The 25156-nt window shown below is 35.3% G+C and carries 21 protein-coding genes; 16 read left to right on the top strand and 5 right to left on the bottom strand.

The window, feature by feature from the left end:
- Positions 1-41: 41 nt before the first annotated feature.
- Positions 42-425 carry a HepT-like ribonuclease domain-containing protein gene (locus MWH30_RS01870; protein WP_248662347.1) on the bottom strand — a complete coding sequence of 128 codons (384 nt, stop codon included), beginning with the start codon at positions 423-425 and terminating at the stop codon, positions 42-44.
- Between the two features lie 185 nt (positions 426-610).
- On the opposite strand from MWH30_RS01870, the gene MWH30_RS01875 reads away from it, so the two are divergent.
- Complete coding sequence (locus tag MWH30_RS01875) at positions 611-3139, top strand: PAS domain S-box protein (protein ID WP_248662348.1); 2529 nt, start codon at positions 611-613, stop codon at positions 3137-3139.
- 12 nt (positions 3140-3151) lie between these two features.
- Entirely contained in the window at positions 3152-4501 is a 1350-nt protein-coding gene (locus tag MWH30_RS01880) for an FAD-dependent oxidoreductase (RefSeq protein ID WP_248662349.1), read from the top strand.
- Positions 4502-4518: 17 nt separating this feature from the next.
- Here MWH30_RS01880 and MWH30_RS01885 read toward each other — a convergent pair whose 3' ends face one another.
- Positions 4519-6357: an HD domain-containing phosphohydrolase gene (locus MWH30_RS01885; protein ID WP_248662350.1), complete on the bottom strand. Its 1839-nt coding sequence runs from the start codon at positions 6355-6357 to the stop codon at positions 4519-4521.
- A gap of 232 nt (positions 6358-6589) precedes the next feature.
- On the opposite strand from MWH30_RS01885, the gene MWH30_RS01890 reads away from it, so the two are divergent.
- Together MWH30_RS01890 and MWH30_RS01895 are read left to right on the top strand one after the other, a co-directional pair.
- Complete coding sequence (locus MWH30_RS01890) at positions 6590-8389, top strand: diguanylate cyclase domain-containing protein (protein WP_248662351.1); 1800 nt, start codon at positions 6590-6592, stop codon at positions 8387-8389.
- Positions 8382-8747: an SHOCT-like domain-containing protein gene (locus MWH30_RS01895; RefSeq protein ID WP_248662352.1), complete on the top strand. Its 366-nt coding sequence runs from the start codon at positions 8382-8384 to the stop codon at positions 8745-8747. Before MWH30_RS01890 ends, MWH30_RS01895 begins: the two co-directional genes overlap by 8 nt.
- A gap of 13 nt (positions 8748-8760) precedes the next feature.
- Here the strand turns inward: MWH30_RS01895 and MWH30_RS01900 are convergent, their stop codons facing one another.
- A complete protein-coding gene (locus MWH30_RS01900; RefSeq protein WP_248662353.1) occupies positions 8761-9063 on the bottom strand; it encodes an AzlD domain-containing protein in 303 nt (100 codons plus the stop codon).
- On the bottom strand, positions 9056-9772 hold the full coding sequence (locus MWH30_RS01905) for an AzlC family ABC transporter permease (protein ID WP_248662354.1): 717 nt from the start codon (positions 9770-9772) through the stop codon (positions 9056-9058). The genes MWH30_RS01900 and MWH30_RS01905 overlap by 8 nt, the downstream gene beginning before the upstream one ends.
- 117 nt (positions 9773-9889) lie before the next feature.
- On the opposite strand from MWH30_RS01905, the gene MWH30_RS01910 reads away from it, so the two are divergent.
- From MWH30_RS01910 to MWH30_RS01935, 6 genes are all read left to right on the top strand, one after another.
- Entirely contained in the window at positions 9890-11071 is a 1182-nt protein-coding gene (locus MWH30_RS01910; protein ID WP_248662355.1) for an aminotransferase-like domain-containing protein, read from the top strand.
- Between the two features lie 123 nt (positions 11072-11194).
- Entirely contained in the window at positions 11195-11554 is a 360-nt protein-coding gene (locus MWH30_RS01915) for a hypothetical protein (RefSeq protein ID WP_248662356.1), read from the top strand.
- A 160-nt stretch (positions 11555-11714) separates the two neighbouring features.
- Positions 11715-12905 (top strand): glycosyltransferase, encoded by a 1191-nt coding sequence (locus MWH30_RS01920; RefSeq protein WP_248662357.1) that lies wholly within the window; start codon positions 11715-11717, stop codon positions 12903-12905.
- A 152-nt stretch (positions 12906-13057) separates the two neighbouring features.
- Positions 13058-13795: a sulfite exporter TauE/SafE family protein gene (locus tag MWH30_RS01925; RefSeq protein ID WP_248662358.1), complete on the top strand. Its 738-nt coding sequence runs from the start codon at positions 13058-13060 to the stop codon at positions 13793-13795.
- 102 nt (positions 13796-13897) lie between these two features.
- Positions 13898-15037, top strand: coding sequence for a muramidase family protein (locus MWH30_RS01930; protein WP_248662359.1), 1140 nt, complete (start codon positions 13898-13900; stop codon positions 15035-15037).
- A gap of 202 nt (positions 15038-15239) precedes the next feature.
- The gene (locus tag MWH30_RS01935; RefSeq protein ID WP_372494116.1) at positions 15240-17492 is read left to right on the top strand and encodes an adenosylcobalamin-dependent ribonucleoside-diphosphate reductase; all 2253 of its coding nucleotides are present in this window, start codon (positions 15240-15242) and stop codon (positions 17490-17492) included.
- Between the two features lie 79 nt (positions 17493-17571).
- Here the strand turns inward: MWH30_RS01935 and MWH30_RS01940 are convergent, their stop codons facing one another.
- Positions 17572-18129 carry a metal-dependent hydrolase gene (locus MWH30_RS01940; RefSeq protein WP_248662361.1) on the bottom strand — a complete coding sequence of 186 codons (558 nt, stop codon included), beginning with the start codon at positions 18127-18129 and terminating at the stop codon, positions 17572-17574.
- Between the two features lie 231 nt (positions 18130-18360).
- Here MWH30_RS01940 and MWH30_RS01945 point away from each other — a divergent pair, with 231 nt between their 5' ends.
- From MWH30_RS01945 to MWH30_RS01970, 6 genes are all read left to right on the top strand, one after another.
- Positions 18361-19074: a cell wall hydrolase gene (locus MWH30_RS01945; protein WP_248662362.1), complete on the top strand. Its 714-nt coding sequence runs from the start codon at positions 18361-18363 to the stop codon at positions 19072-19074.
- A 121-nt stretch (positions 19075-19195) separates the two neighbouring features.
- Entirely contained in the window at positions 19196-19357 is a 162-nt protein-coding gene (locus MWH30_RS01950; RefSeq protein ID WP_248662363.1) for a hypothetical protein, read from the top strand.
- Between the two features lie 141 nt (positions 19358-19498).
- The gene (locus MWH30_RS01955) at positions 19499-20272 is read left to right on the top strand and encodes an undecaprenyl-diphosphate phosphatase (RefSeq protein ID WP_248662364.1); all 774 of its coding nucleotides are present in this window, start codon (positions 19499-19501) and stop codon (positions 20270-20272) included.
- Between the two features lie 205 nt (positions 20273-20477).
- Positions 20478-22178 (top strand): TIGR04190 family B12-binding domain/radical SAM domain protein, encoded by a 1701-nt coding sequence (locus tag MWH30_RS01960; RefSeq protein WP_248662365.1) that lies wholly within the window; start codon positions 20478-20480, stop codon positions 22176-22178.
- A gap of 118 nt (positions 22179-22296) precedes the next feature.
- Complete coding sequence (locus MWH30_RS01965; RefSeq protein ID WP_248662366.1) at positions 22297-22773, top strand: chemotaxis protein CheW; 477 nt, start codon at positions 22297-22299, stop codon at positions 22771-22773.
- A gap of 25 nt (positions 22774-22798) precedes the next feature.
- Positions 22799-25156 (top strand): chemotaxis protein CheA, encoded by a 2358-nt coding sequence (locus tag MWH30_RS01970; protein ID WP_248662367.1) that lies wholly within the window; start codon positions 22799-22801, stop codon positions 25154-25156.

Here is a 25156-nt window from a genome sequence, read left to right on the forward strand (position 1 = left end):
TCTTTAAGACAATATGTTTTCAAAGCTAATAGTTAAGTGTATTAATTAGTTTCTATTTTAGTTGAGATAGTTTTTAGTTCTGTTTTAACTTTAGGAACTGTATTTTTAGTTATTTCCCAAATAATTGCTAAATCTATTCCTAAATAATCAGGTAAGTTAAGTTTAGTATAGTTTTTAGTGATAATACTACTTAAGTTAGTCAGTCTTTGCCAATGAGTATCTGTTTCAGTAATTGAGTATTTTTGTTCTAGACTTCGAGAGGATTGGTGAAGTTTTTTCTCTAAAGACTTTAAACTTTTAGTGATTTTTTCTTGGATTTTTTTATTGCTGATAAAGTCTTCGTAAACTAAGTCTTTGCTTAGTTTTTCAATTTGATTGATTGAATTAAGAATACTATCGATAACAGCTTGCTGCTTTTTTTTCATGTTTGTCACTCCTTAAATCTTTAATTATGTATATTATATAAAATTTTTATTAATACTGCAAAGGTTATCAGTACTAAAGCTTTAGCTAATAATCCTTATTATTATGAAGGTAAATACTAGGCAGGTCTAGAATATAAGCATGAATGAAGATGATTTTAAAAAAGATTATTTAACTGAGAAAAGAGGTGATAGTTATATCTCAGGATACTTTAATCTTAATAGTTGATGATTTATCGCGCAACTTACAGGTTTTAGGTAGTATGTTGAGGGATAAGTCTTATCAAGTAGCAGCAGTAGAGAATGGAGAACAGGCTCTGAAATTTGTAAAGCAGAGAGTTCCAGACTTAGTATTATTAGATATAATGATGCCTGGGATTGATGGTTTTGAGGTTTGTCAGCAATTAAAGTCAATGGAGCCTACTAGAGATATACCGATAATTTTCATTAGTGCTTTAGGAGATGTGCAAAGTAAACTAAAGGGGTTTGCAGTAGGAGGGGTAGACTTTATAACTAAGCCTTTTCAGCAAGAGGAGGTTTTAGCTAGAGTCGAGAACCATCTAAAATTGAAAAGGGCCCAAGAAAAAATCAAAAGAAACAAAGAAAAGTTTCGCAAGTATATAGACTCTGCTCCGGATGCAGTTTTTGTTGTAAATGGACAAGGTAAGTATATAGAGGTGAATCAGGCTGCTTGTGAGTTGACAGGTTATAATGAAGAAGAGCTACTTAATATGTACGTGGGCCAGCTAAATGCCCAGGAAGAATCGCTAAAGATTAGCGAGGACTTTAAAAACTTAATTGATGAAGGGGAATTACATAAGGAACTAGTAATAGAAAGAAAAGACGGCGTGATTTTTTATACTCTTTTAAATGCAGTAAAACTGACTGAAGATAGATATATTGGCTTTAAAAAGAATATTACTGATAGAAAGTTAGCAGAAATGTCCTTAAAGGAAAGTGAAGAGAAGTTTCGTCAGCTTACTGAAAGTATCCATGAAGTTTTTTTCATGGTAAGTGTTGATCTAAAAAGGATGCTTTATGTGGGCCCGGCCTATGAAGAAGTTTGGCAAAGAAGTCGCGAAAATCTTTATAAAAAGCCTTTATCTTGGTTAAAAACTATTTATTGTCAAGATAGAGATCGAGTGAGTGCTAAGCTTAAGCAGACTTTTAAAAAAGGAATTGAATTTGAAGAGAAATTTAGGATAATCAGGGGTGATGGCTCTACTCGTTGGATTGAGGCTAGGTTTTTTCCAGTTTATAATCAAAAAGATGAAGTTTATCGTTACGCCGGGGTGGCTGAGGATATTACTGAAAAGGAAATACTGCATAATCATTTGGAGTATCGAATGGAGTTAGAAGGGCTGATTATGAAGTTTTCAAAAAGTTTTATCAATTTGGAATTAACTGAAATCAGCAGTAAGATCGAAGAAGCTTTAGAGACTATCGCTCGTTTTATCGAGGTTGAGTATAGTTATATTTACTTATTATCTGAAGACAAAGAGCATATTGTCAATTCTTATAAATGGTGGAGTGAGGAGTTTGAAGTTGAAAGTACTATGAGTAGCATGATTAGAAAAGGGCAAGCTTCAAGCTTGAAGGATTTTGATTGGCTGCTACGCAAACTAACTCAAGGGGAAACCTTGGAAATTACAGATATTGAGCAATTGCCTAAGGAAGCTGACTATGAAAGAAAGCTTTTTGAATATCTCAATGTTGATCATGCTTTAATTATACCTTTGATCTATAAAAATGAATTAACCGGTATTTTAGGTTTCGATTCAATAGAAGAAGAACATAAATGGTCTAGTGAAATAATTTCGTTATTTGAAATAGCAGGTGATATATTCATTAATGCTATAGAGCGCAAACGAAGAGAAGAAAAGCTTAAAAACTATCACTTAGAGGTTAAAGAAAAGAATATGGTTTTAGAAGAGCTTTATAATAGCTTAAATCAGGAGTTTGAAAAGGGAAGTAAATTACATAGTCAGTTTTTGCCGGATCAACTACCAAAAATAGAGGGGCTGTCTTTTGGAGCTTATTATCAACCTGCTGATAAATTAGGTGGTGACTTTTATGATGTAATAGAGATAGCCGGGCAGTTAATAGTTTATATAGCTGATGTTAGTGGTCATGGTTTAGATGGTTCTATGTTGAATATTTTTTTAAGAGAGTCTATTAATAGCTATTTGATATATAAATATCAGCAGGAGCAGTCTATTTCTCCGGCAGCTATAATTAATTTTATTATTGATAAGTATAGACAGGAGTCTTTTCCAGATGATTATTTTATTTGTCTTCTTTTAGGAGTATTGGATTTGGAGACGATGGAGTTTGTTTTTAGTAATGCTGGTTTTCAAATTTTACCCCAGTTAGTTTCAACTACCGGTGAAGTAACTTCTATTTATTGTAGTGGTTTGCCGGTTTCCAAAGCAATTAAAAATCAAATTTATGCTGAATTAAATGCTTCTGGCTACCAGGAAAAAACAATAGAGTTAACAGCAGGTGAAACAGTCTTTATGACTACTGATGGTCTGATAGAAGAAAGAGTTAAGAGCTCTCAATATGGAGAGCTGCGCTTGCAAAGTGTCTTAAGCAGGTGTTCTCATTTACCTCCGGAGACCATAATTGATTGTATTAATAAAGACTTTAAAGATTTTACTGGCAGCTTAGAAGCCCAAGATGATATTACTTTTTTTATTATTAAACGAAATAATTAAGGGAGTGGTTTAATGCAAATAGTAGTAATCGGTGGTGTAGCAGCTGGGACTAGAGCAGCAGCTAGAGCTAAAAGGATTAATCCCGAAGCGGAAATTATTATTTTGGAAAGAGATAGCGATATTTCTTATTCTGGATGTGGTTTTCCCTATTACATATCTGATTTAATTAAAGGTAGGGGTGAACTGATAGTCTATAATCCAACTGAATTTCAGGCTGCTAAGGGAGTTGAGGTCAGGACTAAGCAGTTAGTGAAAAAGATAGTACCTGCTAATAAAGAGATACAGGTTAAGGATTTAGAGGAGGATAGAACATATAGTCTTAACTATGATAAGTTATTAATTGCTACTGGAGCTGAACCGGTAATTCCGCCCATTCCTGGGGTAGAGTTAGATAATATCTTTACCTTGCGTAATGTACGCAGTGCCGAGCGGATTAAGTCTTTTATCGAAGAAAAAGATCCGCAGCGAGCAGTAATTGTAGGTGGTGGGCATATTGGTATGGAACTAGCAGAAAACTTTTTAGCCTTGGATTTGCAAGTGACAGTAGTAGAGATGGCTGAACAGATCTTAACTACTTTAGATCCGGAAATGGCAGAGCTAGTTAGTGAGCATTTAATTAAAAAGGGAGTAGAAATTTTAACTGATGATGGAGTAGTTGAGTTTGCAGGTTCAAAGCAAGTAGAGAAGGTAATTACAGACTCCGGGGTAGAGCTAGAAGCTGATTTTGTAGTTTTAGCCATTGGGGTGCGTCCGAATGTAGAGTTAGCTAAAAAAGCAGGAATAGAATTAGGTCAATCGGGAGCTATTAAAGTAAATTCTAAGCTGGAAACTTCATTAAGCAATATCTATGCTGCTGGAGACTGTGTGGAAAGCAAGCACTTGTTAACAGATAAGTCTGTTTGGATTCCCTTAGGTTCTACAGCTAATAAACAGGGCCGAGTGGCTGGCAGTAATTTAGGAGGTAAGAAGTCTGAATTTGAAGGTGTACTAGGGACAGCTATTGCTAAGGTTTGTGACTTGACAGTAGCCTCTACTGGACTTAATGAAACGATGGCCGAAAAAGAGGGCTTTAAGGTAGTAAGTTCTACTGTTCGAGTGCCTAGTAAAGCAGGTTATTATTCAGGACCGGAGAGTATATTTATTAAGTTAGTGATTAATCAAGAAAATGAAAAATTGTTGGGAGCCCAGGTAGTTGGAGAGGCTGGAGTGGATAAAAGAATTGATGTTTTGGCTACTGCAATCTATAATCAAATGACTGTTAAAGAGCTTGTTAAGTTAGATTTAGCTTATGCTCCTCCTTACTCTACTCCGATAGATGGACTGCTTACTGCCGGGATAGTGGCTGGCAAAGAGTTTGATTAAAAAAGATTAGCAACGGCTTAGCTGCTAATCTTTTTCTTTCTCAGTAGTTTGATGAAGGCTTCTACTACTTGCGGTGAAAACTGTTGGCCACTATTATTTCTAATTTCTTTTAAAGCTATGTTGCGGGGAAGTTTATTTCTATATGATCTATCTGAGTTCATTGCATCCCAAGCATCAGCTAAAGTAATAATTTGAGAAATTAGAGGGATTTCATCGCCTTTAAGTCCTTGTGGATATCCTTGCCCATCCCATCTTTCGTGATGAGCTAGTACGTATTCACCTATTTTCTTTAATTTAGGTGAACTTTTGAGGGTTAAATAGCCCCAGCGAGGATGCTTTTTTATTTCTTCGTACTCTTCGTCGCTTAGTTCGCCTTTTTTATTTAGGATTCTATCAGGGATAACCGTTTTGCCTATGTCGTGAACAATACCGGCCCAATAGGCATCTTCAACTTCTTGATTTTTAAGCCCCATTTCTACTGCTATTTTTTTAGCAGTCTGAGCTACATTTTGTGAATGACCTTTGGTATATCTATCGTGAATTTCTAACATTTGAGTAATGGAAGTAATGATTTCTTTTTGGAATTCACTCTGCATTTCACTATGCTTTTGTAAAGTGAAAAAGGAGTTAGCTATATTGCTAAAGGCTTTAATTAATCTTTTGCTATCTTGACCAAAGCTTTCTTTGCTGTCTTCAGCAATACTTAAGCTTAATCCACCGATTTCTTCTTGATTTATATAGAGCCCAATTTTGATAGACTCTTTAGTTTGGTCAATAATTTTTCTTAATTCTGGGCATTGGTGAGTTTTGATAAATTTATCAGTAGTAATAGCTTCTCGCGAATTACTTTTAAAGATTTCGGGAGTTATTGATAGACTATTAAGTTTATTTAGATCATAACCGATAGCATTTTTAAAGTCTACCTTATTGTTCTCGAAGATATAGATGAGCCCATAATCTGCTTCGGGAATAATATTGATGGCTGTATTAAGTAATTTAGATAAAAATTTCTCTTCTTGTTGAAAAGATTTTTTATTTAAATCGGCAGTGAGTTCGATCATTTTTTCAAAGTTACTAGCTAGTTCATTCATTTTATAAAAGGATTTATCTAACTCTTCAGTTACTTTTTCTAATGATTGGTTGTAGGCTTCTAACTGTTGGTAACTAGCTTCTAGTTCTTCTTTAAACTTATTTTTTTCTTTGCTGAAGGTATCTATATTATTTAGCCAAGCTTTTACTTGATGTTCTGTTTTATTTTTTGGCTTAGATTCTACAGGTGGAATATAATAAGGGTTTTCGTGGATATTATTATTATGAATTACATTAGGATGAGTTTCTAATGCTATTTTGATTAAGTCTGGATTTAGTTTTTTAGTATTATAGCTACAGAGAATTGTTAAAGGTTGATTTTTAATTAATTTTTGTTTTAATTTAAGTTCTTTTGCAGTAATTTTATCAATTTCATGTTTGTCTTTAAATAAAAGGCTAGTTTCTATAGTTATTTTAAGCTCTGAATAGCCTTCATTAAGAGCTGCTTCGGTTTTTTGGTTAACAAAGTTAATTATTTTATCTAATTTAAGGTTTTTATTTTCAGGAAAGTATTCATCTTCATTTATATGAACTAGTTGTCCTCTTTTTTCTGCTGTTGAGACATTTACTTCTTGGGCAAGTAGAAATTTTTTAATAACTTTAAAGGAGCTTTTTTTAGCCAGGCAAAGGAATTTTTCGTTATTTTCTATTGCTGCTAGGGCAAAGTTACCCACTGCTGATTTCCACTCGGCATAATTTTCGTATAGTAAGCCGAGATGTTGATAAGAATCTAATTGTTTAAATGAATTTTTTAAGTTAGTTGTCATTATCTCAGCTCCTTATAAAGAAATTATTACTTTATATATAGAATATCATAAAATATATGTAATGAAAAGCTTTTATTAAAAATCGAGGCAAAATTAGCTTGATTTTTAGACTAAAAGTTTCAATTTCTTTTAAAAAATGATAAGATAAAAACAGAACTTTTGTTAAATAGTTATTTTTATTAACTAAAAGGTGTTTTTAAATGTTAATTATTTGATACGGTGGTGTTATATTATGAGTAAAGATGAGTTAATATTGATTGCAGATGATAACTTGCATAACTTACAGGTATTAGGGAATATGCTAAAAAGGAATGGTTATAATATTGCTGCAGTAAGTAATGGAGAGTTAGCATTGGAGTTTATTGCTGAAAGGACTCCTGATTTAATCATTTTGGATATTATGATGCCTGGACTTGATGGTTTTGAAACTTGTGAAAAGTTGAAGAGTGACTCTACTACTGCAGATATTCCGATAATTTTCTTGAGTGCTTTGAATAATGTGGAAGATAAAGTAGAAGGCTTTGATTTAGGAGCCGTCGACTTCATAACTAAACCTTTTCACAGCCAGGAAGTAATTGCTAGAGTTCAGAATCAATTGGAGTTGCAAAGTGCTCGTCAGCAGCTTGAACAAAAAGCAGTTGAACAGGAGTTATTATTAGAAAATATCGATGTTCAGGTCTGGTATTTAAAAGATCAACTGACTTATGGAAAGGTTAATTCTGCTCATGCTGATTTTTTAGGCTTGAGTAAGGAACAGATTGAAGGGAAGAAAATTTCTGATTTTATTGATAATGAACGAGTAGATATTTGTACTCAAGGTAATTCAGAAGTATTTTCTGATCAGATTAGCTTCAATGAAGAAATGTGGATTGAAAATGCTCAGGGAGAGCTACGTTTATTAACTGTTAATAAGGTTCCTAAGTTAGATGCTAAAGGTGAAGTGGAGTATGCTATCTGCTGGGCCCGCGATATTACTGAAGAACGCGAAAGACAGAAGCAGATTAGATATTTAACCTTCAATGATCAGTTGACTGGCTTATATAATAAGATTTACTTTCAAGAAGAGCTTAAGCGCTATGATACCGAAAGGCAGTTACCGATAGCAATTATTTTTGTAGATGTTAATGGATTGAAGTTAGCTAATGATGTCTTTGGACATCAATTGGGAGATCAATTACTGTCACAGATAGCAGAAATACTAGCTGACTGTTGTCGTCAAGAGGATCTAGTGGCTCGTTGGGGTGGTGATGAATTTATAATTCTACTTCCTCAGACTGCAGAAGAGGAAGTAGCCGATATTTGTCAACGGATTGATAATGAATGTAGACAAAGAAAGATTAAATCAATTAAGCCTAGTGTTTCTTTAGGTTATGCTGTGAAAAAACAGATTACTGAGAGTATAGAAATGACTATTAAAAATGCTGAAGAGCAGATGTATAAACAGAAAATAGATCGTAGTAAGAGCTTTAGGGAGGAAATATTAACTTCCTTGCAAAAAGAATTAGCTGGAAAAGCTTATGAAACCTCAGAACATTGTCAACGTTTAAAGGAACTGTCTTTAAAATTAGGAGAGCTTTGTCAGCTGTCTTCTAAGCAACTGAATAAATTAGAAATAATAGCTGACTATCACGATATAGGCAAGGTGGTAGTTTCAGAGGATACTTTAAAAAAGCCTCAACAGCTAACAAAGGAAGAATGGCGAGAGATAGAAAAACATTCGAAAGCTGGTTATCAGATAGCTAGGTCTACAGAGCTAAGTATAGTTAGTGAAGAAATTCTGTGCCATCATGAGTGGTGGAATGGTGAGGGATATCCTAGAGGCTTAGCAGGTGAAGAGATTCCTATTTTAGTTAGGATTTTCTCTATTGTTGAGGCTTACGAGATTATGAGCAGTGGTCGCCCTTATCAAGATCCTTTGAGCAAGGAGGAAATTTTGAAAGAGCTAAGATCTATGGCCGGGGTGCAGTTTGACCCAGAGTTGGTAGAGTTATTTATAAAAAATATAGTAGAAGGAGGGTTAACAAATGGTTAGTGAAGAAAAACGAAGGGTTTTGGATATGTTATCTGCTGGAAAGATAGATGTATCTGAGGCAGAAAAGCTATTAAGTGCTTTAGAAGAAGAAGTGGAAGTAGAGAAGCAGTTCAAAGGAGAAGCTAAGCATTTGCGGATTAAGGTTGATGAAGAGGGAGAGAATAAAGTAAATATAAATATTCCTCTCTCTATAGCTAAGGTAGTTATGAACTTTATCTCTGATTCAGTTAAAAAGAAGCTGAGAGAGAAGAATATAGATTTAGATGAAGTGATTCAGCAGATTGAAAATGCTGAAACTACTCAGAAGATTGTTGAAGTCCAGGATGATGGGGATAAAGTAGAGATCTATTTAGAATAAATAGTTACTTTTTTCAAATGATTAATTCCCATAATAGAACTGCTCCAATAGCGCTGCTAACTACTAAAAATAACTTTACATTATAATAAGCTAGTATAACGGCAATACTCCCGCCGAATATAGCCGACTCTATGCTTTCGGTGGAGAATAAAATTTCTGGAAAGAGTAGGGCACTGAGAGCTGTATAGGGAATAAAGCTTAGAAAACGTTTCCAGAAAGATGGTAGTTCAATACTAGAAAATAGGAGCATAGGTAGTAAACGGGGCAGGTAGGTTACTAAGGCCATACCGATTATTAAAAAGATTAGTCTATTCATTGCTGCTTACCTCCTCAGTAAATATTAAAGCGCCAATAGTAGAGGCTAGAACTGTAGTTATAATAATCTGCCAGCCTTGAGATATCGTTGCTAGGCTGGAGGTGCCCCAATATAAAAGTGAACTAATTGCTATAGCTAGAGCTGAGATAATTAGTACTTGTCGAGACTCCTTGAGACTAGGTAATAATAAGCCGATAAACATTGCGTAGAGAGCAATACCCATACTGGCCTGGATTATTTTCGGGAGACTACTGCCGATATAGACTCCGATGGCTGTACCTGTTATCCACGCTGTGTAGGCGATTATATTTACTCCTAAAATAAAAGCAGTGCTCAGACTTGTTTTAGGACTGAGAGAGATTAAAGAAAAAGTTTCATCAGTAATTCCAAAAGCCAACAGAGGTAGCCACTTTTTAGGGACTTTATTTTTGATCTTTTGGGCTATGGAAGCCGTCATTAAAAGATGTCTCAGGTTAACTATAAAAGTAGTTACTACTATTTGCCAATAAGCTGTACTTAAACTTAATAGATTAATAGCAATAAACTGACTAGCTCCTGCAAAAACCAGCAAGGACATTAATATGCTTATCTGATTAGGAACTCCCTTTGAGTTTGCTATTAAACCGAAGGTGATAGCTATAGGTAGGTATCCTAGAGCAATAGAACTCCCCTTTTTTAATCCTGATAAAAAATCTTTTCTAAATTCCATTGACTCAACTCCTTTCAAAATGTACAATATAATAAATGTATGTTATATGGTTTATGTTTTAGATTATATAATAATCTATTATAGTATACAAGGCTAATTATAAAGGAGTGGGAATTGATGGATGGCTTATTTTCTAATCGAGTTGTAGATGTGCAAAAATCTTTTATCAGGGAGATACTAAAGGTTTCTTTGGATCCTGAGATAATTTCTTTTGCGGGAGGATTACCAAATAAAGAACTTTTTCCAGTAACAGAGCTTAAGGAAGCCAGTAATTCTGTTTTAGATGTTGCTGGGGAAGAGGTATTACAGTATAGTAATTCCGAAGGGTATCTTCCCTTAAGAGAGTTTATTGCCCAAAGGTATCGAGAACAACGAGGAATTGAGGTTTCGGCGGAGGAGGTTTTGATTACTAGTGGTTCACAACAGGCTTTGGATTTATTAGGTAAAATCTTTTTAGATGTGGGTGATGAGGTGATAATGGAGGAACCGGGTTATTTAGGAGCTATTCAAGCCTTTTCAGTATATAGCCCTAGCTTTAAAACTGTGTCTTTATTAAATGAAGGTTTGGACCTTGATGATTTAGAGTCGGTTTTAGATAATAATCAGGCCAAACTATTATATGGAGTGCCTAATTTTCAAAATCCTTCCGGGATTTCTTATTCTGACTCTAATCGTAAGCAGGTAGCCCAACTTATAAAAGATAATAATGTTTATTTCATAGAAGATGATCCTTACTATGAGCTTAGATATGAGGGAGAGGACTTAGTATCTTTTAAAAGTTTAATTCCAGAGCAGGCTATTCTTTTAGGTTCTTTTTCTAAAACTATTGCTCCTTCTTTTAGAGTGGGATGGGTTATAGCTCCAGAGGTGGTTATGGAAAAATTGGTGATCGCTAAGCAGGCTTCGGACTTGCATACTAATTATATTAGTCAAAGAATTTTATATCAGTATTTGCTTGATAATGACCTTGATGAACATATTGCTAAGATTAAAAGTAATTATAACAGTCATCGTCGGGAGATGTTGGCTAGTATTGATAAATATTTTCCGAAGGAGGTTTCATGTGCAGAGTCTGCCGGGGGGATGTTTTTATGGATTACTTTACCTGCTCACCTTAAAGCAATGGACTTATTTGAATTAGCAATTGAAAAGAAGGTAGCCTTTGTACCCGGTGATCCCTTTTATATAAATGAAGAGGCTGTAAATACTTTAAGGCTGAATTATTCTTGTGTTGATAAAGCCGAGATTAAAACCGGTATTAAAAGATTAGGAGCAGCAATGAAAGAGATCATCACTTAAAGAAACTCAACAAAGCAGTTGAATCATTTAAGAAAGTTTCGTTTAAATTTCGGTAGTCTGTGTTATAATAAGTAGTAGAAATGGGATTATTTTTAATTTAGACCCAAGGGGGTTAAAAGCTAAATGGAAGCTGTAAAGGATGAGTTTACACCTTATTTAGGAAAGGCCTTACATAGACAAGGAGCCTATCAAAAGATTCAAAATCTAGTAGATTTATTATCACAGACCGAAGTTGAAGTGGACTTAATAGATAATACTTCTCGGAGCAAAAGATATGGTCGGCGGCGAAAAATTAAAGAGACGGAAAATATTGAACAGATTGATTATAGCGGTTATAGGTTAGAACTGGATTTAGCTGATAAAAATAAAAAGCTTAATTTTAGAACAGCTTCTTTATTTGTACAAGAACTTGAAGAGGAAATCAAACTGATATTTCCTAATGAAGAGCAGGTTGGTCAGAGGTTAATAGTTAAAATTACTTAGTTTAAAGCTAGGGCTGCTATTTTAGTTTAGCAGTCCTTAGTTTTTACTATTAAATTTTTGAATAGATAATGAATAAGGACTGGAAAATAGAGAAAAAATAGCTATGTATAAAGATTGTTTTAATAATATTTGGGATTTTATTTGTAAAGGAGTTGATAGGATGCATATAGCTATGTTTACTAATAATTATAAACCTTTTGTAGGTGGAGTGCCAATTTCTATTGAAAGCTTTGCTAATGAGTTTAGAAAATTAGGGCATCAAGTTACTATTTTTGCTCCCGAGTATAAAAGCGATCTTCAGGATGAACAGGATATTATTCGCATCCCTTCTTTGAAGATGATTAAGTATGGTGATGCTTGTTTGCCTATTCCTTTATCTGGCTTGAGTAATTTAAAGGATGAATTGCTCGATTTGCAGGTGGATCTTGTTCATTCACACCATCCTTTTTTCTTAGGCAGGGTGGGACAGAAGTTGGCGCATAAACTTAATTTACCTATGGTTTATACCTATCATACTCGTTATACAGAGTACTGTTCTCATCTACCGGCGGGGATTGATAAGATCTGTGCTACTACTTTAGAGAAGATAGTTAAGGTCTTTTGTAATGATTCTGACTTAATATTTACTCCCACTAAAGGAATGACTGACCATTTAATCGAAATGGGGATTAATACTAAAATTGAGGTCATACCGACGGGGATTGATTTCAATAAGTATTCTAAATTGGAAGAAGAAAATCTGGAACTTCCTTTGCAGTTTGCTGAACAGGTGGAGAATATTTTACTTTTTGTAGGCAGATTAGGTAGCGAAAAAAATATTGACTTTTTAATTAGTTCTTTAGAGCAGACTTTAAGCTCACGGCCTAGAACTAAGCTGTTGATAGTTGGGGATGGCCCGGAAAGAGAAAGCTTAGTAGAATTAACGGTAGAGCTAGGTATAGAAGACAAAGTTATTTTTATGGGTAATTTAGAACATGAGCAACTAATTAAACTATATAAGCTGGCCGATTTATTTGTTTTTTCATCTTTAGTTGAGACGCAAGGAATAGTAATCTTAGAGGCCTTTGCTGGTCAGACGCCGGTGGTGGCTTTGGAGGGAACTGGAGTTAGGGATATTATTACTTCTGGCGAGGATGGATTTTTATTAACTCCTGGTGATAGCTCAGTTTTTAGAGAGCAAGTAGAAAGGTTGTTAGTTAATGATGAATTACGAGCCAGAATGGGTCAGAATGCTTTGCAGAAGGCTAAAGAATATAATATTTCTAACTTAGCTGAAAAAGTATTGGCTTCTTACCGTCGACTTAAGTTTGAGTATCAAGGAAGAGAGAAGGTTAAAACAGCATTGGATTAGCAGGAGCTTTTTGATATATTTCTTTAAATATGTTAAAATGATACATAATTAACTTATAAGATTAAACTAAATGGGTATAGTAGCCTACTCTTTTTTGAGAGCTGGTTTTACTATACTTTTTGATATGCTAATTAATAAGGGGTTTGATAAAAATGATGCTTTTGTTTTGTCTTTCGATTTTAATTGGACTATCAATAGGTATGTTGGGAATGGGGGGGATATTTTTAACTCCAGTTTTAATACTAACTCTTGATTTACCTATTTCTGTGGCTATGGGAACGGCTTTGATTACTTTTATTGGTACTGGTTTGTTGGGGAGTTATATTTATCATCGTCAAGGAAGTATTAATTGGCCGGCAGCTTTGCTTTTGGGTTGTGCTAGTATAATAGGAGCTTTATTTGGTTCGCAGTTGAACTTAGCCTTATCCCAAACCTGGTTAGAGATTATTTTGGCTGTATTTTTAGCAGTAATGGGGATTTTTACAATTTTTAAAGATAGGTTAGTTGCTCAGGGAATGGATTGGCAGCTTGAATTAGAAGGGCGCTTTGGGAAGCTGATATTTTTTACTTTAGGGATTAGTGTTGGTTTAGCTTCTGGTTTATTGGGAGTAGGCGGGCCCGTCTTATTGGTGCCTATTTTGATCTTTTTAGGCTGGCCGATGTTAGTAGCAGTGGGAGTTAGCCAAGTTGTTAGTGTTTTTGCAGCTTTGGCGGGGACCGTTGGCTATTTAGTAAACGGTAGAATTGAGCTTTTAGTAGCTGCATTGGCTTTGACTGGAGAGCTATTAGGGGTATTTAGTGGAGGATATCTAGCTCATCGTTTAGATGGGAAAAAGTTGAAACTGATATTAGGTAGTGCTTTAGTAGGATTAAGCGTTTATTTTGTTTAGAGCTTAGTTGGCTTTTTCTCTCTAAGTAGTAATTATTTTTTATTGTTTAGCTGGATACTTTGTGCTAAACTTAGGGTAATTATATAGAGAGGAGAAAGTCTAATGCGGAGGTTTATTGTTCCAGCTTTTTTGGCTTTTATTTTGGCTTTTTCGGTAGTCCCTATTCAGGCGCAAGAGGTTGTGGTAGGTAGTGTTTCTTGGTCTAGTGTTAGTAATAATAGTTCGGCTGCGTCTTATTTGGTGAGAGAGGGGGATACTCTCTGGAAGATTGCTCAAAACTTTGGGATAGATATTGATAAGTTGAGAGCTGAGAATGGTATTGATAGTGCTGGGGTTATCTATCCTGGACAAAGACTGATAATTGACTATGATTCTTCTGAAGATTCTACTGAAGATGATAGTTATATTTATTATGTTATTCAATCAGGAGATATACTGTGGAGTATTGCTCAGCAGCATAATACTACTGTTGAAGAGTTAGTGGAGCTAAATAGTATTGGTAGTGGTTATGAAATATTTATAGGACAAGAGTTGATGGTGCCTGTAGATGTAGAAGAGGAAGAAGATAATCATGAATCTTCTAGATCATGGCGAGATAGCTTTTGGAGATCATGGAGAGATAGATCTTCAAGGTCAAGTGAAGATAAATCTACTAGCATAGTAGATTATTATTATGAAGTTCAAGAAAATGATAGAATTTGGAGTATCGCTAATTACTTTGGAGTTAAAATTGCTGATTTAATGGAGGCTAATGAGTTAAATGATGTTAATGATTTAAGCGAGGGTGATCTACTGGTAGTTTCTTTAGAGGATTCTACTAAGTATAATAGTTTAAAAAGTACTGTGAAACGACTAAATAATCAGTATCGAGTTCAAGCTGGAGAGTCTTTAGCGGATATAGCAGCTTATTTTGAAGTGCCTAAGCAGGCTTTGCGGATAATTAATGGCTTAGCTGATGAAGAGGAGTTGCGAAGTGGACAAAGCTTGTTGATGCCTGTGAATCGGGCCCTATTTAAGGAGCATAAAATTCATACTGTAGCTAAGGATGGGGAGTATATTTTTGATATTGCTTTTGAAAATGGAGTTAGTATTAGATCTATGTTGAAGGCTAATTACTGGCATGATGCTAATCAAAAATTAGCTACTGGAGCAACTGTCTTGGTTCCTCAGGATGAAGATAGCAAAACTAGATGGATAGAGTATCAAGATGGAAGACCTATAAATTCTTGGTTTGGTAGATAGATTCTTCAAGGGGCAGATTAAATCTGTCCTTTTTTTAAGTAGGCTGTTTTATTTAGACTTAGTCACTTATAACTATCTAGTCAACTTATTCTATATATTATTTCAGCAGAGTTGAATTTTTGATTTGAAAGCTATATAATATACTTTACTGTTAGAATTTTATTTAGTTAGTTTTTTAAAAGGGAGGTATAATAATTTGAGTATTGAATTATCGGCAAATGCCGAGAATCTATTGGAAGATAGGTACTTAAAAAGAAATGAAGAGCGGGAAATTATTGAGACACCAGAAGAGTTATTTGTGAGGGTAGCTGAGAATATTGCCGCTGCTGAAGAGGATCAGGAAAAAAGAGAACATTATCAGCAGAAATTTTATGAGTTGATGACGGAGTTTAAGTTTCTGCCTAATTCCCCAACCTTGATGAATGCGGGGACTGAGTTACAACAGTTAGCAGCCTGTTTTGTACTGCCGGTACCCGATAGCATGGAAGGTATCTTTAGTGCTGTTAAAAATGCAGCCTTGATACATAAGAGTGGCGGCGGGACAGGCTTTGCTTTTAGTCGCTTAAGACCGAAAAATGATGTAGTGAAGTCTACTGGAGGGATTAGTTCAGGGCCCTTAAGTTTCTTAAAGGTCTTCAATAGTGCTACTGACACCGTTAAACAGGGTGGAAAACGTAGGGGGGCCAACATGGGAATGTTAAGAGTAGATCACCCTGATATTTTAGACTTTATTCACGCTAAAGGAGAGTTGAGTGAAGAAAATCAAGAGCTATATCAAGAGTTTAAGGAAAGCTTGGAAAATACTTATATAGATCCTAAAAAGATTAAGTACAAGCTAAAAAGATATAAGCAGAAGCTACTGGATAGACAGTTTTCTAACTTTAATCTATCGGTAGCGGTGACTGAGGAGTTTATGGAAGCGGTTAAGGAAGATCAAAAATACGAACTGATTAATCCGCGAACTGAGGAAGTAGTGGAAGAGTTAGAGGCTAGAGAGGTCTTTAATTTAATTGTTAAGTATGCTTGGAAGAATGGCGAGCCGGGGATTATCTTTTTAGATGAAGTTAATCAACATAATCCGGTGCCTAACTTAGGAGAGATTGAAGCTACTAATCCCTGTGGTGAACAACCACTTTTACCGAATGAGGCCTGTAATTTAGGCTCTATTAACTTAGCTAAGTTTGTTGAATCGGGAGAAGTAGACTGGAATCAGCTTAAGGATACTGTCAGGTTAGCGGTTCGCTTTTTGGATAATGTCATAGATATGAACAATTATCCTCTAGCTGAAATTGAAGAACAGGTGATGAAGGCTAGAAAAGTAGGTTTGGGAGTAATGGGCTTTCACGAGCTGTTGATTAAGTTAGGTATCCCTTATAATAGTCAGGAGGCTGTGGAGATGGCTAAACGGGTGATGAGCTTTATTAATGATAATGCTCATCAGTATAGTCAAGAGCTAGCTGAAGAGAAGGGCCCTTTTCTAGCCTGGGAGGAAAGTGATTATGAGGTGCCGCAGCGAAATGCTACCTTAACTACTATTGCTCCCACAGGTTCTATTAGCTTTTTGGCTGGCACTAGCGGGGGAATTGAACCCTTCTTCTCCTTTTCTTATACTCATACCGATGGTGAGGGCAATGTTTCTACCTTTGAGTATGACTTTACCGAAGAGGCTGAAGAAGAGGTGCTGGTAACTACTATGGATATTGCTCCGGGCTGGCATATTAAGATTCAGGCTGCTTTTCAAGAGCACGTGGATAATGCTGTTTCGAAGACTATTAACTTAGCTAATTCAGCTACTAGAGAGGATGTAGCGCGGGCTTATCTGATGGCCTATGAGTTGGGTTGTAAGGGGCTGACAGTTTATCGCGATGGCTCTCGAGAAAGTCAGGTTCTTCAGTCTGATACTGATAGCGAAGGTACGCAAGAGTGGAGTAATAAGATTCATCCTAAAGAAAGACCTTTACTAGCTAATGGACAGACTGTTAAGTACGATACTGGCTGTGGTAAGATGTACTTGACCATTAATGTAGAGGACGATGGGCCTATTGAAACCTTCTTGACTACTGGTTCAGGTGGTGGTTGCAGTGTGATGACTGAAGCTGTTAGTAGGTTAACTAGCATGGCTCTTCGTTCGGGAATAGATGCTCGGGAGATTATAGATCAGTTGCGCTCTACTAGCACTTGTCCTAGCTTTATGTATCAAAAGGGCAAAGGTAAGAAATTGATTGGTCGCAGTTGTTCTGACGTAGTAGGTAGGGCCCTCAAGGAAATAATTGAGGCTAATGGATTTAAGGAGCTATCTGTACAAATAACTGAAAATATTAAAGATGAGCTTAGTATTGACAATCTGGATAATGAAGCATTTGGAAATCCTGATTGTCCAGAATGCGGAGCTGAACTATACTTTGAACAGGGCTGTAGTAACTGTAAAAACTGTGGCTATAGCAACTGTGGTTAAAAAAAGAGTCCTACTTTATATAAAGTAGGACTCTTTTTTTATAGATGATAGATTATAAAGGATAGAAGATAGATAAAAATTAAAAAGGGAGGTATTCAGTGAAATAGCCGTGATTAATCATCAGTACTATTACTAAAGCTAAGGTAATTAAAGAAAAGAATATGTTTTCCTGCCAACTACCGGTGGTGATCTTAACTCCAAAGCTGAATCTACGGCTATTAGGAAAAAAGAGAGGGATTCCCGTTGGGTTGAGCATATCTGCTAATAAATGACTGATATATCCTAATAATAAGCCGTAATACCAGATTTGGTTTATCCAGCCGAGAGCTAATATTTTATTGATTAGCATGTAAAAAAGAGCTAAGCCAATTAAACTGTGGGTTATGCCGCGGTGTTTGATTCCGAATAGTCTGGTAATCCAGTTTAGAGGCTTTAGTTTGCTGGTAATTTTACTATTAGCATGGTCGATATCGGGGAGTAGGGCCCCGATTAGTACTGCTAGATAGAGAGTTAAAGGTTCGGCCCGATTGAGAACAAAAAGAAAGTCAGAATGGAGTAGTCTATTTAGATTATTGCTGATTAGAATGATAATTAGAGCAAATAAAATTCCAAAAGTAGAATGTGTACGATAAGACATTAGCTTAACCTCCTTGTTATTTATGTTAATATGTCATAAGTTATATAAGTATGGAGTTATTATATAGTTTGGAGTTTAGCTTGTCAAATATTCCTTTATTATAGGTGGCTAGGGCCCTAAAATGACTGACATCGGCTAGCACATTTTACTATACCAATCCTCCTTGAAATTTGCTATAATAGTTTGCAACTATAAGTTAAATAAAGCAAAATGAAAGGGGAGAACTTGGAAGTGGGAAGATTAATTGAAAAAAGAATAATTGTTTATTTGTTGATTGTTAGTCTATTAGTTCCTTTTATGACAGGTTTTTTGCTGGTGGATACTGCTTGGGCCTTGGAAAGAGACGATTATAGGAATATTTTTAAAGGAATAGGAATGATATTTTTATTATCTTTATTAGGTAGAAGTTCAGATGCAGAGGCAGATATACCGGCTGATGATGGTTTGACTGATTCTTCTGGGGAGGATTCAACAGATACAGACTATGAAGAAACGATACCTGATGAGAAAGAAGAAGATGATTCGTCATCTGAAGAAATTCCAGTTTATTATCGTTATAATGCTGGACAAAGAGAGTTGGAGACTTTAGCTAGAGCAGTCTATTCCGAAGCCAGAGGAGAGAGTTATAAAGGACAGGTTGCAGTAGCTGCTGTAGTTTTAAACAGAGTTGATAGTAATGAGTTCCCTAATACTATTGATGGAGTTGTTTATCAGCGAACTAATGGTGCTTATGCTTTTTCAGCTGTTTTGGATGGACAGATTAATTTGACCCCTAATCAGATGGCTTATGATGCTGCTGAAGATGCTTTAAGAGGTTGGGATCCTAGCGGAGGAGCGCTTTATTATTATAATCCTCGTACTGCTACTGCTAGTTGGATTTTTGAGAATACAGAACCAATTAAAACTATTGGTCAACATTTATTTGCTCGCTTGCGAACAAATTAAAAAATAATGTACATATCAACTTAGAGAAAGGGGGGGAGTTATTTTATTCCAGTATAATCTTCTCTGCTTATGAAAAGATAATAACAGTGATTTGGAGTTCAAATTATAAAGGAGGTAAAGCATGAGTGAGTTTGCATGTGAAAACTGCGGAACTGAGTTTTCAGCTCCACTGTGTTGCGGAGAAGAGATGAGCAGTGCTGGAAATAGTTTTCTTTGTGAAGGATGCGGTCAGGTAATGGATGAAGTTTCTGCTGCTACAGAAGAAATAAATTGTTGTGAATAAACTCTTTTAAAAGCACCCTTAAGGGTGCTTTTATTTGTTGGATATAAAAATTGCTTTTGATTGATTTTAGGAGGGTATTTGTGCTATAATGTAGAATTGTAAGTGAAGTTTTTTACTTAAAAGATAGGTGGGAGGCTGAAGATGAACTTAATTGAAGTAATAGCTTTAGGAATTGTGCAAGGAGTAGTAGATCCCTTGCCAATCAGTAGTTCGGGTCATCTGGTATTTGTACAGGAGTTTTTAGGGATTCATGAACGTTTAACATTAAGTATTTTTCTTCATTTTGGTAATTTATTAGCTATTGTAGCTGTATTTTGGCGGGATATAGTTGAAATCTTTAAATTTGATAAAGATTCTAACTATCCTAGATTTAGTAAATATATAATTATAGGTATTATTCCTGTCGGAGTAACAGGTGTTTTGTTTAAATCTTTTTTTGAAGGAGTATTTCGCCAGACAATAGTATTTGGGTTTATGTTATTAATTACTGGTGTTTTATTATGGCTCTCTGATAAAGTAATTAAAAAAGGTAAAACAATGGGTGAGATGAATATTAAGGATGCCCTAGTAGTTGGTTTAGCTCAGGTTACTGCTTTATTTCCGGGTTTATCTCGTTCAGGGGTTACTATTACTACCGGACTTTTTAAGGGTTTGGATAGAGAACTAGCGGTTCGTTATTCTTTTTTAATGTCGATTCCGATTGTATTAGGAGCTACTTTATTAGAAAGTATAGAATTAATTCGATATGGAACTGGTGATGTAACTTTATTACAGATACTAGTGGGAACTTTATCTGCTTTGATTTCAGGTTATATTGCTATTAAATTATTGATGAAGGTTGTAGAGAATAAAAAAATGAGTTTTTTTGCTTATTATTGTTGGATATTAGGCTTGTTAGTGATACTGCTTGTATAAGTTAGCTATGGTATAAGGTTATATAATAACTTTAAATAAGATATTCTCAATATTCTGATTAGTAACAGATGGTAGGTTTTGTTTAGTAGGTATTTGTTTTGATAAATTAAGTCAAAAAAGAAGGATTCTTTTTTGCTTTGCCAGAAATATGAATAAAGCAAGTTTTTATTTTAATAATATCAATTATAAGTAAAGGAAGATGCTAATGTTTACAGAAACAGATGTGGTTTTATTACATCCACCGAGTGTATATGATTTTCGCGAAAAAGCTATTCTTTATGGCCCGGTTAGTGATTTAATTCCTTCTTCGCCAGTATTTGAGATGTACCCTTTGGGTTTTTTAACTATTCAAAGTTATTTAGAAGAGCGGGGTTATAGAGTTAGAATCGTTAATTTAGCTGTAAAGATGATGAGAAATGAAGACTTTGAGGTTAGAGAGTTTATTGCAGATTTAGACCCGCAGTTTTTTGGAATTGGCTTACACTGGCTTCCGCATGCTCATGGTTCTTTGGAAGTAGCTAAGATAGTTAAGGAGGAGCATCCTGATACTCCGGTTGTTTTTGGAGGACTATCTTCTACTTATTTTCATGATGAGTTAATAGAATATTCACAGGTTGATTATGTATTGCGGGGTGACTGTACAGAGAAGCCTTTTCTGGAACTGTTAAAGAGTGTTAAGGATGATACTTCGCTAAGTAAGGTGCCTAATTTAACTTGGCAGCAAGATGGAGAGACGGTAGTTAATGAGCTTAGCTTTAATCCTGATAATTTAGACTATGTTGATTTGAGAACGGATATTATGATTAAAAATGTACTGAAGTATCGAGATTTGGAGAGCATGCTCCCTTTTGATGGTTGGTTGCAGAATCCTATTACTACGGTTTTTTCAGTTAAGGGTTGTCAACAGGGCTGTGTAACTTGTGGACGTTCTAATTGTACTAATCAGCATTATAATCAGAGATCGGGCCCTATCTTTAGAAGTCCGGCTAGCTTAGCTAAGAATATTAAGGAAATAGCTACTTTTTCTCGTGGCCCAATTTTTATTATCGGAGATATCCGTCAGGCAGGCCAGGAGTATGCTGAGCAGCTTTTAGCTAAACTAAAACAGCTTAAGCTTAAAAATGAGATTATATTTGAACTATTTAGTCCAGCTTCAGCAGAGTTTTTAGAAGGCATAGATCAAGCAGTGAAAAATTGGAGTTTAGAGCTTTCTCCAGAAAGCCATTGTGAAGAGGTTAGAGCAGCTCAAGATAAAGAAGTTTATTATACTAATCAAGAAATGGAAGCAACTTTGGATATAGCAGCGGATTTGGACTGTAATAGAATCGATGTCTTTTTTATGATTGGACTGCCTAAACAGACGGTTCAATCGGTGCAGGAGACTATAGACTACTGTGAACATTTATTCAACAAGTATGATCAGCGATTATCCTGTTTTATTTCGCCAATGGGCCCTTTTCTAGATCCAGGTAGCTTAGCTTTTGAAAAGCCGGAGCTGATGGGTTATAAAAAGCTAGCTCATACCTTAGAAGATCATCGCCAACGTTTAACTAATCCTTCTTGGCAAGAAATATTAAGCTATGAAACAAAATGGATGACTAGAAAGGAAATTGTAGAACAAACATATTCCGCAGCTGAAAGACTAAATGAATTAAAGCATAAGTATAATAGAATAGATGAAGCTACTAAAGAACATGTAAGCCAAAGAATTAAAGATGCTAAGAAGTTAAAGGAGCTTTTGGATACTAAAGTGGCTGCTTTAGAGAGTGGGGAAGAGTTAAATTTAAAAGGAGAATTTGATAAGTTTAGTATTTCTACTGTCTGTGATAAGACGGAATTGGACTGGACGACTAAGTTTATTAAATTTAAGTTTTGGGGAGTATTTAAGATGTTATTTAGTTGGTAACGTAGATCGTTTTCTTTTTATTTAAAATATGCAGGAATTATTAATTAGGTCACGAACTTTTATATTACAAAGAGTTAATACTGGCTATTTTTGTTTTTGGAAGGAGGAGATTATTAAGATGAGTAATGGTACGCAACAACTAATCGTTTTTAATTTAGGTGGTGAAGAATTTGGAGTTAAGATTACTAAGGTGCAGGAAATCATCAGGCTACAGGAGATTACCAAACTGCCTAATAGTTCTGACTTTATGTCTGGAATTATTAATTTGCGAGGAGATATTATTTCGGTAATTGACTTAAGAAAACGCTTTGGAGTAGAAGAGGAGGATACTAAAAAGACCAGGATTATCATTGTAGAGATGGATAATCAAGATGTAGGTTTGATTGTGGATTCAGTATCTGAAGTTCTGAGGATAGATCCTAATGATATTGAAGATGCTCCTCAAAAGATTGCTGGAATCAGGGGTGATTACCTAAAGGGAATTGGAAAAATAGATGATAGAATTATAATTTTATTAGCTTTGGATAAGTTACTAACTACCGAAGAAAAGATTGAGTTAGAGCAGGTTAGTGAAGATGTGGTTATAGAGGAATAAGCGTGATAAAGGAGGGCGTAAGATTATGGATACGGATGAATTAAAGGAGCTGTATGCTACAGAATCTAGAGAACATTTAGAAATTTTGAATACCTCTCTTTTAGATTTAGAAAGTAATCCTAATAATTTGGAGATTATTAAAGAGCTGTTTAGGGCTGCTCATACTTTAAAAGGTATGGCTGGAACTATGGGTTTTGAAAAGGTCAGCAATTTAACTCACGTTATGGAGAATATCCTAGATAGGTTAAGAAATCAGGAAATGAATGTTAATACTGAAATTATAAATAGACTTTTTGAAGCAGTGGATACCTTAGAGATATTGATTAATGAAGGTGAAGATGCTGTAGCTGGTGAGTTAGCAGATGTAATTGATAATCTTAAAGGGTGTGCTAGTGGTGACTGTATTGATGAAATAGAAAGTACTTCTCAAGAAACTGTTGCTTTGGGAACGGATTATAGTGTGGGTCTAAATGCGGCAGAGATTGAGGCTGCTCAGGAGCTGTTAACAGAAGAATCAGTACCTTTATTATTAAAAGTAACCTTAGAGGAGGACTGTGCTTTTAGATCTTTGCGAGCTAAAATGGTAAGTGATGAGTTGGCTGAGTATAGCGAACTGTTAAAAGGTAATCCTCCTTTGGAAAACATTGAAGATGCTGAAGTAGGTCAGGTATTTCATATACTTTTGATTACAGAGATGCTTCCTGAAGATATAGCAGAGCTGGTAGTAGGAATTTCTGAAATCAAAGAAGTAGAAACAGAGGTTATAGATAGTTTAGCAGACCTAAGTATAGAGTTTGAGTCAGAAAGCACTGGTGTTGAAGACTTTGCTTTAAATTTAGATGACCAAGAGATAGCTCAGGCTAAAGAAGAGATAGACTTGGAAGCAGGAACTATCTACTTATTGAAAGTAACTTTGGATGATGGTTGTGTTTTTGAATCCTTGCGAGCTAAGATGGTTAGAGATGAACTAGATGAATTGGGAGAACTGATTAAGGGGAACCCTGCTTTAGAAAATATAGAAAATGCAGAGGTAGCTAAGGAGTTTTATATTCTTTTTGTAAGTGAAGCAGATTCAGACTCTATTTTAGAGGCTATAGAAAGAATTTCTGAGATTGAAGACTTGGACTTAAAGAGAATTGAATCTTTAGCTCAGTTAAAAGAAGAGGAGCAGCAAAAGAAGGCTCAACAGCAGAAAAAAAGCACTGGTAGTTCTATCTCCCGTAAGTTGAAGTCTAGCAGTACTATTCGGGTTGATGTAGAGAGATTAGATGACTTAATGAACTTAGTAGCTGAACTGGTAATTAAGCGTACTCAAGTAGAGTCTGTTGGAGAAAGCTATGAACTAGATGAGTTGAATAAACAGCTGAAGTCTTTAGGTAAGGTTACTACTGAGTTACAGGATTCGGTAATGAAAATGCGGATGGTGCCGATAAATATAGTTTTCAATCGTTTTCCACGGATGATTAGAGACTTAGCTCAGGAGTTAAATAAGGAAATCAATTTGGAAATTGAGGGAGAAGAAACAGAATTAGATAGAACTATTATTGATGAGATTGGTGATCCTTTAGTACATATTATTCGTAATGCAGTAGATCACGGAATTGAAAGTCCTGAAGAAAGAAAAAAGGCAGGTAAGGACCCTGTTGGTACTGTTAAGATGTCAGCCTTTCACGAAGGTAATAATGTAATTATTGAAATTAAAGACGATGGAGGAGGGATCAATCCTGAGTATATTAAGCAGGAGGCCGTCAGTAAAGGAGTAGTTACTCGTGAGGAAGCGGAAAATCTCAGTGACCAAGAGATAATTAATCTTATTTTTTCTTCTGGATTTAGCACTACTGAAGAAGTAAGTGATGTTTCTGGTCGTGGGGTAGGAATGGATGTAGTTAAAAATAAAATTGAATCGTTAAGCGGTTCAGTTGATATTTATTCACAGGTAGGAGTAGGCTCTACTTTTACTATTAAACTTCCGTTAACCTTAGCTATTATTCAAGGATTTTTAATAGAAGTTGTGGAGCAAAAGTATGTGCTACCTTTGGATACTATTCAAGAGATTGTTAAGGTTACTGAGGAAGATATAAAGACTATCCGTCAAGAGGAAGTTATTCAAAGGCGAGGTACAGTAGTGCCTTTGATCTCTTTAAGAGAAGAACTTAATAAGCCTAGCTATGAACAGAAGCCGGAGCAGATTTCAGTAGTTGTAGTTCGGATTGGTGAGGAAAGTTACGGTTTAATTGTTGATTCTATTATTGGCCAGCAGGAAGTAGTAATTAAACGAATTAATGATTTATCAGATGGAGTGGAAAAGATAGCAGGAGCTACTATTTTGGGTGACGGTAGTGTAGCTTTAATTATTGATATTGAAGAAATAACACATGGTTAG

Origin of the sequence: Fuchsiella alkaliacetigena (assembly GCF_023227765.1) — a bacterium.
In the GTDB taxonomy this organism is placed as follows: domain Bacteria; phylum Bacillota; class Halanaerobiia; order Halobacteroidales; family Acetohalobiaceae; genus Fuchsiella; species Fuchsiella alkaliacetigena.